Origin of the sequence: Bacteroides sp. ET336 (assembly GCF_024733815.1) — a bacterium.
GTDB classification, from domain to species: Bacteria; Bacteroidota; Bacteroidia; order Bacteroidales; family Bacteroidaceae; genus Phocaeicola; species Phocaeicola cellulolyticus.
The window spans coordinates 1-7,699 of the sequence record NZ_JANRHK010000039.1 but is presented as its reverse complement, the minus strand read 5'-3'; the positions used below and the strand labels follow the sequence as shown (position 1 = coordinate 7,699).

Genomic DNA, 7,699 nt, shown 5'->3' with positions numbered 1-7,699 from the left:
TTATATTATAAAGAGACTCTCCACTCCAATTCTTATATTTATCCGATACCCAATCCCATCCCCAAGGCCAGTTCTCATTGGAATTTTTAAAAATAGAGGTCACAGCAATTCCCTGACTGGTTCCATCTTTAAAAATTCCATAATATAAATTCATTAGTCCCCAGTTATCGAATATATAACTCAACCGAATTGTCTTTTGATTTTTAGTAATATAATAACTGAACCCCCAATCCAATTTACCACTTTTTTCATAGAATTCATTGGACACAAAACTTATTTCCAATTTGGTCTTCTCTTTTGCTATTTCTTTTATATACTCCAGTGCTTTAGTTATTGGACCAGATATGGCCTTTTTAATTATATCGTTTTGGTATGAGCATATTAAAATAGCATTTTTCAAATATTCATTTTTAGATGCAATTTCTTCTACAATCTGATTTTTTTCGTTCATATAGTACACTGTTATTTGAGTTAATAAATGTTTATATTGAATTATAGTTTCTCTTACTTTAGGTTTATCATAAGCTATAGCAGCACAATGCTCAAGCCATTTCAAAATGTCTTTATTATATGATATTAACGTATAGTCAAAAGTCGCATTTTCCCCGACTGAAGAAACAGAAGGGCTACTACCATAAAGACTCAAATATAATATTTTAAAATTATCTGTAGAACAGTATTTGTCTTTAGCAAAATTATAATATCTGAGCAACTGATTGGACTGATCACTAGCATAAATTTTATTCTCAATAATTAGCGACGGTACACCAGATACTTGTGGCATATCAATCAGAATATCTATACGCCCACCTTCAGTTCCATCATCATTGATACGACCTATGTAATATTCCGTTGTAGTAACAGCTTTATTAAGCACATTAGCAGCATCATTTATTTCAATCTTTAAAACCTCTTCTATAAAAACCTTTAGAAAAGCTTCACCACATCCATGGCTTCCTTCTGGATTCAGTAATTCAGCAAGCATAGCAGAATGCAACTTAACTTCTTCACTCCAGAGTCCTAGGACGTTGAATACATTAAAATTCTCACCTCGCCTACTGACTTCTGTTTGCTTTATTATTTGCTTTTTTTGTATTTCACCTATCTTTTTCAGTAGGGTTTGCATGTTTTGTTCCATAATATATAAATTAAAAAAAGACTATTTTATATTAAGCATAAAATCTATTGCTATAAAATTTATATCTGATTTTCTTTTCATTTAATCATTTTCTGTAATACGATAATATATTTTCCGCAATCTGACACATTCCATCTTTAAGCCACTGGGGCTCGATTATTTCTATCTGGTCTGTCTGTTGTAGAAGCATTTGAACAAACTCATAATTGGGACGTACATTGAACTCAAACGTAATAGACTCATCATCTGATGTTATTTCCCGTTGGGACTCATGTATGGGCAATGTACATAAATATTTTCTCGCCCATCCGTATGCTTTAATAACCACACGCTCTATATCATATTCTGTATCGGTTATTATACCCACGCATCCCTCAAAATATTTATCTATATCAAAGGTTTCAGGAAGATTGAATTCTGTATCCGTGATGACTACACTCTGTATTCTATCAAGTGCATAAGTCCTCATATCCTCTGAATAGACAGACCATCCTATCAAATACCAGCGACGGTTATAAACTTTAAGATGATATGGTTCGACGAGGAATGTTGTTGGATGTGACCTGCCAAAACCATGATGAGTTATCTCGATTACAGAGTTCTGTCGCATAGCCTGAAGTATAGGCTGTAGGAATTTATTTCCTGACGGGATTTTCTCGAAGGAAATACGTTTTTCAAGTTTCTTGTCTGCCTGAAGTTGGTTCAGTGTGGCATAAGAATCTATCAGCCAGGAGCGAAAAGCGTCTCCTTCCAATAAATCGGCATCTTCTATATAATATCCATATCCGCGTTTGGTATCACAAGAGATGATTATATCAAAAATTGTCTGCACAGCATCTTTATGATTCATAAATGTTTTCCATGGAAGAGGTTTACCGTCTCCAAGACCACAGTTTTCCCATTTTTCGCTTATTTCCTTGAATGTGATATATGGATGACATCTGATTAAGTCCACAAGCCACACATATCGGCCAAATTTATTTGCTGCCATAGTTATTAGTTTTATATATTTTCAAAATTAGATATTAGAGATGAAACTAACAAATCTATTATTAGATTATATCATTGTCTGCCAAAACCAATCTTTCTGTAGGATTGTCTTATTTTTTCTTCACTACACAATCTCAATATACTTTCAAAAGATGGAACTCTATCGTCAAGAATCTCCATCATAGTGGATTTACGCACTACATTATCAATTTCTCCTCCACTGAAATCATATAGAGATGCAAGTTTCATGGCTTCATCCTGATTTAGAGCAGGCATTTTATCAAGCCATATATTACATTTTACATCTGCCGAAGGTTTGCCGAACTGTATTTTGAAAAGAAATCTTCGTTCGAAAGCTTTGTCAAGATTATCTGCCAGATTGGTAGTAGCTATCAGAATACCATCAAGTTTCTCCATTTCCTCAAGGATAATGTTCTGAATCGTGTTCTCTGTCTGGTCAACACTGTTTCCTCCAGATATATCACGGCGTTTGGAGAATATTGCATCCGCCTCGTTGAAAAGCAATATAGGTTTGACTTTGGAACGCTTACATGCCTTTCTATAACGGTTGAAAATATCTTTTACTATTTTCTCACTTTCGCCATACCACATGCTTTTTGAAGCGCTGATGTCAACATGTATGATATCGCGACCTGTTTTTCTTGCCCATTGCATTACTGACTCTGTCTTTCCTGTTCCGGGAGCTCCATATAACAATACGGCGATACCTCTTGGCAATCCTTTTGCTTCAAGCTTGTCAACCAATGATTTATAATTACTCTCAGACAGTGCCTCACAAACCATCGAGAGTTGTTCGCTTTCTTTATTTGAAAAGAACAGTCTCTTTTCCTTTATAACAGATGCTGAAATAAAATCTTTGTTATCAGCTTTCATTATATAAAATTCTGCATCTTCCTCAAAATAAAGATGTTTGGCCTTGTCTGTAAGTTCAAGAACTGTGTATTCTCCGAAAAGACTGCTCTTAGCAACCATCTCTACAAGTTCAAGTCGCTGGAGTTTATGCTGTTCTTCTTTGAAAAGTTTAATGTTTTCATTTCTTTCTTTTATCGGATAAAGTCTGACAAGTTCACTATTAATACTAATCACATCATTATTTACACAGGCATTACAAATCATATAGAATAATGCACGATAGTCTTCTTCCGGAACCAACTCTTTTATGTTTCTAATACATGTAAGGCTTGAATTATAATCTTCCAGTGTTTCAATCTTTGCAGACAATTTAGTGAGTACTCGTTTATTTTCTATATTATGTTCATTACTATAAATATAATCTTTAACAGTACGTACAAAAGAATATCTGTTTAGCTCCAAAAACTGTTTTCCAAATACTCTATAGTCATCTCCAAAAAAAGATGTTTCCCGGTGTCTGTCAGAATTATATCGTCATAATCACCTAATATTTCTACCAAATCAGCCTGTATAAGGGGGTGCGTACCTTCAAGAAATAGTTTACGCTCGCGAAATTGATACCCAAACACTTCGTACATTTCCGACAGAATATTGCTTAAAGACGAACGCCCATATCCGTCGTGATAAAAAAAATCATAACATATCTCATAAAACATTGTGCGAGACTGAATATCGGGAATAATAGTTCTTAAATCTTTTACTATCTGCATCTCACGATTATCATCTTCAAGTGACTCTACAAACTGAAACAATAGCTCTGCAGTGACATCTCCGTCATGAATCTGAGAATTCACCAATTTGCAGAAATCATACTTGTCGAACTCTTTATCAAGTAGATGTATCTTCCTGTATTCCGGTCTGTTATTCTCCAGTATGCAGTTTATAACATAATTAGTAACCATATAGTTATGACGTACTATACGGCATTCGTTAAGGTTGGTCTGTAATATATACCCTTTCTTCTGCAATGATTTTAGTGATGGCAAATACTCCATTATATCCAACTGTGTACAGTTGAAATAAGATGCAAGATCCTCAATACCAGAATTTTTACCGCTACAACTGCGGTCGAACATTGCTGTAAAAATTATCGCTTCATTTCTATTGTCCAAACCTATGTTTTCTTTCAATAACTCAAGCAATAATACCATTTCCTTTCCTTCCAATCCTTTAAGCTTACTGTCATGCAGTTTTGAAGCTGCTGCCTTAATCAATTGAATCAAAGTTTTTTCCATATCATTCTGTTTTATGCCACAAAATTGCATAGGAAGATATGCCAAATCCGGGCATAGCTTAATAAAAAAGTCAAATCCATCTATAAAAATCAGATTTTACTTTTATCATAAACATCCATATTATGAACATTGTATTACTTTTGTATCAATAGCAAGCAATAATACTTAAAAGAAAGAATGCAAAGCATGGGTAAATATTTTTTAGGCCGAGAATCGGGGAAGACTATGACAAAGGGATACACGGACTGAGAACTCTCATCTTGGGCTCGCACTTCTACTGCCCGTATAATGATTGTCCCCATTTGAAAGAAGAATGTGCTTCAAGTAAATATATATTAGGAATGGATATGAAATGTCCTTGCTACACAGACAAGGAGGATAAGGATTATTACTGTCTGTCGAACAGTGATACAATAGAAATAGACTCATATCTTGAGGGTTTCCCCTATCCGGCATTCAGTGCATTTACATATATAATGCTTAAAAAACGTGACCACCTTACTGAAGAAGAGAAAAATAATTTCTGGAGCAAAGTGGCATTTACAAATTATATACAGCACTACTGGCCCAATGGGAAATCACCTGAATATTCAGACAATAAAGAACTGTACGATACGGATTACGAGGCATTCATGCAGGTGGTAGAGGAGCTGAAACCTCATATTATCATGGTATGGAACAAAGCTATTAAGGACTGCCTGGTTTCTCACGGCGACTTGAATTATTTCGGAATGATAGACATGCCGGTGATTTCGGTATATATATTCTCCAGCAATGATGATGAAACAAAACTTACAACCGCCCAGACAAAGAGACTTAAACACAGATATAAGATTATACCTGAAAATATAACAGTAGAATGGATAAAGTCATTATTCGTGCGTTACTTTAATAATCAGGAAGCACAAGATTCTTTCAAATTGAAAACAAAGAATGAACGTCTGGCAGGTATAGGAATGGCAGACACAAGAAAAATAAAGAATATAGCAACTTTATTCAAGCAACTGTCCACCCAAAAGATACTCATACGCAGAGAAAACAATATAGATTTCGGAAACAATATAACAAATGCGCATAAGGAAGTGTTTATGAAGTATATAAAACTGACCTTTGATGTTCCACTTTATACCAATGAATGCCTGTCTGATATGTTCAGGTACAATTTTAGTCATAGTCAGATAAAAAATGAATTCGAAGATAACATAACGAAAAAGATGAAAGCAATTTTCAGGATGGTAGCTACCAGAAGATAAGTGAGTGATAAAGAATATCGAAACATGATGACATTATAGCGAAAAACACAAAGAAAAGCTTTAGTAAAAAATTAGTAAAAAATCCGTCTGAAACGCCACTAATTCATTAAATATCAATCTATTACAAAGAAAGAGGTCAGAAATAAAATCAAGATAAAAGGAAAAGCTGGTAGAAATTGTAGCCATAATATACTTTTGCATTGCAGACCTCAAAAGAAAATCAGCAAACAAAAAGAATTATCAAACCTTAATAATGAATTAAAATGGAAACCGGTATCAAGAAAACTGAACAAAAGATTCTGGACGAATGGCGTAAATATGCCGAAAGCATAAATGATGCTCATGAGTTTTCGGAAGACGGACTGTTGTACAGGGGAAATATCTTCTTCGAGTATGACACGTGGCACCGCAAAGAGGGAAAGGAAGAGGAGTTATGGCTGAATTCCAGACGCAAACTGCTAATAATAACCAAAGAGCTGAATGATAATGAGACATGGAACATAAGGGAAGAAACAGGACGGCAGAACTGCGCTGCTTTTTCCTATCATAGGGGTGTGCCTTTCATTAAAAACCTCAGAATGTGGAGTTACGGACTACTTAATTCTACTTCGGACTATTATCCTGAGTTTGACGAAGCAAGAGATATGAATGTATCGGGACCTTTCTTCGAGAATGCTCCGATAGCACATATAAACTGCAAGAAACAGTGCGGTGGTGCCCAAATAAGTCAGAAAACTTTATCGGAATATATAAACAGGTATTCCATCTTTCTAAAAAGTCAAATAGCTCTCTACGATGCTGATGTTATCCTTTGTTGCGGAAACGCAAACGGACAGAACCTGATATTTGATTTTGTAAAATCACAGTATCTGGACGACCTGCAACTTGTGGATGATACTGGTAACTGGATTTACTACTCTCCTTCCACCGGAAAAATAGTGATAGACAGCTATCATCCGAGTGCGAGAATAGGATATAAGGAAGTGTATGAAGACATGATGTCAGGATTTAGGACAACACTTAAATATATAGAAAATGCTTAGAGGGACTACAAGATTCGTATGCGATAAATGCGGAAACAAATTCATTGAAAAAGATATGGAATTTATGGCAACTACGCTGTCTATTCCAATGAAATGTCCGAAATGCGGCTCGTTTCATACCATGCCATCTGGACTTTTGAGCATAATACAAAAACCTATATACAGAAAAATCTGGGAAAATATGGATAAAAACAAGTAAAAAACGATGTATAACAATTTAAAAATCTCATTATCATGATTATCACTAAAGAAAGACTTTCTGAGGCTATCAAACCCTGATTTACTATATGGGATCAGTGTTGCACTGGCGGAATTATCAAAAGGCTATAATGTGAAATTCGATTACAAAACTGTAATCTTAGAGAAAAAATAACTTTATTACTATCAACTTTAAAAATTATATATATGAATAAGTTTTCAAAACGAGGAACATTGAAGGATGTAGATCCTGAAGACGTTGTAATAACAGTAAAAACTGTAGTTAAAATAGTGCGTGATTTATTGAAAAAAGACAAGGACAAAAACCAGAATGACAAGAAATAGACAGGGACAATAAAAAAAGTGCTGCAACTTTGTCACTCTGACAAAATTGCAGCACTGAAATTATCTGCGTAGTCTCAAATTATTTGCGCTGTCCAAGTTTATCATCCAGGTATAGAATGCCTGAGTGGTCGCCGCAACGTTTCAATTTATCAACTATACCCTGAGCTGTTGCTTCTTCTTCAACCTGCTCGCGAACATATCCCCACAAGAAATCCTGTGAAGCTTTGTCTTTAACTTCGGAAGCGATGTTTACAAGATCGTCAATGAGTTGTGAAACATGGCATTCGTGTTTGTAAACATGTTCGAAGACTTCAAGTGGACTACCCCATCCCTGAGGAACAACATCTATTTTGTCAACTTTAGCCTCACCACCACGCTTCATAAGGTAATCAGCCAAATTATATGCATGATCAAGTTCTTCCTGTGACTGTTTTCTCATCCATGAAGCAAATCCGTCGTAACCTTCTTTCTGGAGATAGAAAGACATTGAAAGATAAAGATTAGCTGACCACATTTCGGCAGTAATCTGCGCATTGATTGCGTTCTGTAGTTTTTCTGAAATCA

9 protein-coding genes are annotated in these 7,699 nt (G+C 35.1%); 4 read left to right on the top strand and 5 right to left on the bottom strand.

Annotated elements, in window-relative coordinates:
• From NW213_RS16650 to NW213_RS16635, 4 genes are all read right to left on the bottom strand, one after another.
• Positions 1-1,138 (bottom strand): PD-(D/E)XK nuclease family protein (locus NW213_RS16650; RefSeq protein WP_258323461.1); only part of this gene is annotated, 1,138 nt, incomplete at its 3' end.
• Positions 1,139-1,223: 85 nt separating this feature from the next.
• Positions 1,224-2,129 carry a YafY family protein gene (locus tag NW213_RS16645; RefSeq protein ID WP_258323460.1) on the bottom strand — a complete coding sequence of 302 codons (906 nt, stop codon included), beginning with the start codon at positions 2,127-2,129 and terminating at the stop codon, positions 1,224-1,226.
• Positions 2,130-2,200: 71 nt separating this feature from the next.
• Entirely contained in the window at positions 2,201-3,463 is a 1,263-nt protein-coding gene (locus NW213_RS16640) for an ATP-binding protein (protein WP_258323459.1), read from the bottom strand.
• Complete coding sequence (locus tag NW213_RS16635; RefSeq protein WP_258323458.1) at positions 3,454-4,296, bottom strand: hypothetical protein; 843 nt, start codon at positions 4,294-4,296, stop codon at positions 3,454-3,456. The genes NW213_RS16640 and NW213_RS16635 overlap by 10 nt, the downstream gene beginning before the upstream one ends.
• Before the next feature lie 302 nt (positions 4,297-4,598).
• Between NW213_RS16635 and NW213_RS16630 the strand changes: the two genes are divergently transcribed.
• The 4 genes from NW213_RS16630 to NW213_RS16615 all read left to right on the top strand — a co-directional run bounded on the left by NW213_RS16630 (position 4,599) and on the right by NW213_RS16615 (position 7,135).
• The gene (locus tag NW213_RS16630; protein ID WP_258323457.1) at positions 4,599-5,549 is read left to right on the top strand and encodes a hypothetical protein; all 951 of its coding nucleotides are present in this window, start codon (positions 4,599-4,601) and stop codon (positions 5,547-5,549) included.
• Between the two features lie 263 nt (positions 5,550-5,812).
• The gene (locus NW213_RS16625) at positions 5,813-6,592 is read left to right on the top strand and encodes a hypothetical protein (protein ID WP_258323456.1); all 780 of its coding nucleotides are present in this window, start codon (positions 5,813-5,815) and stop codon (positions 6,590-6,592) included.
• Complete coding sequence (locus NW213_RS16620) at positions 6,585-6,791, top strand: hypothetical protein (protein WP_204393076.1); 207 nt, start codon at positions 6,585-6,587, stop codon at positions 6,789-6,791. The genes NW213_RS16625 and NW213_RS16620 overlap by 8 nt, the downstream gene beginning before the upstream one ends.
• Positions 6,792-6,997: 206 nt before the next feature.
• Positions 6,998-7,135 carry a hypothetical protein gene (locus NW213_RS16615; protein WP_204393074.1) on the top strand — a complete coding sequence of 46 codons (138 nt, stop codon included), beginning with the start codon at positions 6,998-7,000 and terminating at the stop codon, positions 7,133-7,135.
• A gap of 79 nt (positions 7,136-7,214) precedes the next feature.
• On the opposite strand, the gene NW213_RS16610 is transcribed toward NW213_RS16615, so the two are convergent.
• The gene (locus NW213_RS16610) at positions 7,215-7,697 is read right to left on the bottom strand and encodes a ferritin (RefSeq protein WP_258323455.1); all 483 of its coding nucleotides are present in this window, start codon (positions 7,695-7,697) and stop codon (positions 7,215-7,217) included.
• Between the last annotated feature and the right edge of the window lie 2 nt (positions 7,698-7,699).

What these genes read in the sequence shown, in the direction of transcription:
- NW213_RS16645 (WP_258323460.1), bottom strand. Translation starts at nt 2,129, where the DNA reads ATGGCAGCAAATAAATTTGGCCGATATGTGTGGCTTGTGGACTTAATC.
- NW213_RS16635 (WP_258323458.1), bottom strand. Translation starts at nt 4,296, where the DNA reads ATGGAAAAAACTTTGATTCAATTGATTAAGGCAGCAGCTTCAAAACTG.
- NW213_RS16625 (WP_258323456.1), top strand. Translation starts at nt 5,813, where the DNA reads ATGGAAACCGGTATCAAGAAAACTGAACAAAAGATTCTGGACGAATGG.
- NW213_RS16620 (WP_204393076.1), top strand. Translation starts at nt 6,585, where the DNA reads ATGCTTAGAGGGACTACAAGATTCGTATGCGATAAATGCGGAAACAAA.
- NW213_RS16615 (WP_204393074.1), top strand. Translation starts at nt 6,998, where the DNA reads ATGAATAAGTTTTCAAAACGAGGAACATTGAAGGATGTAGATCCTGAA.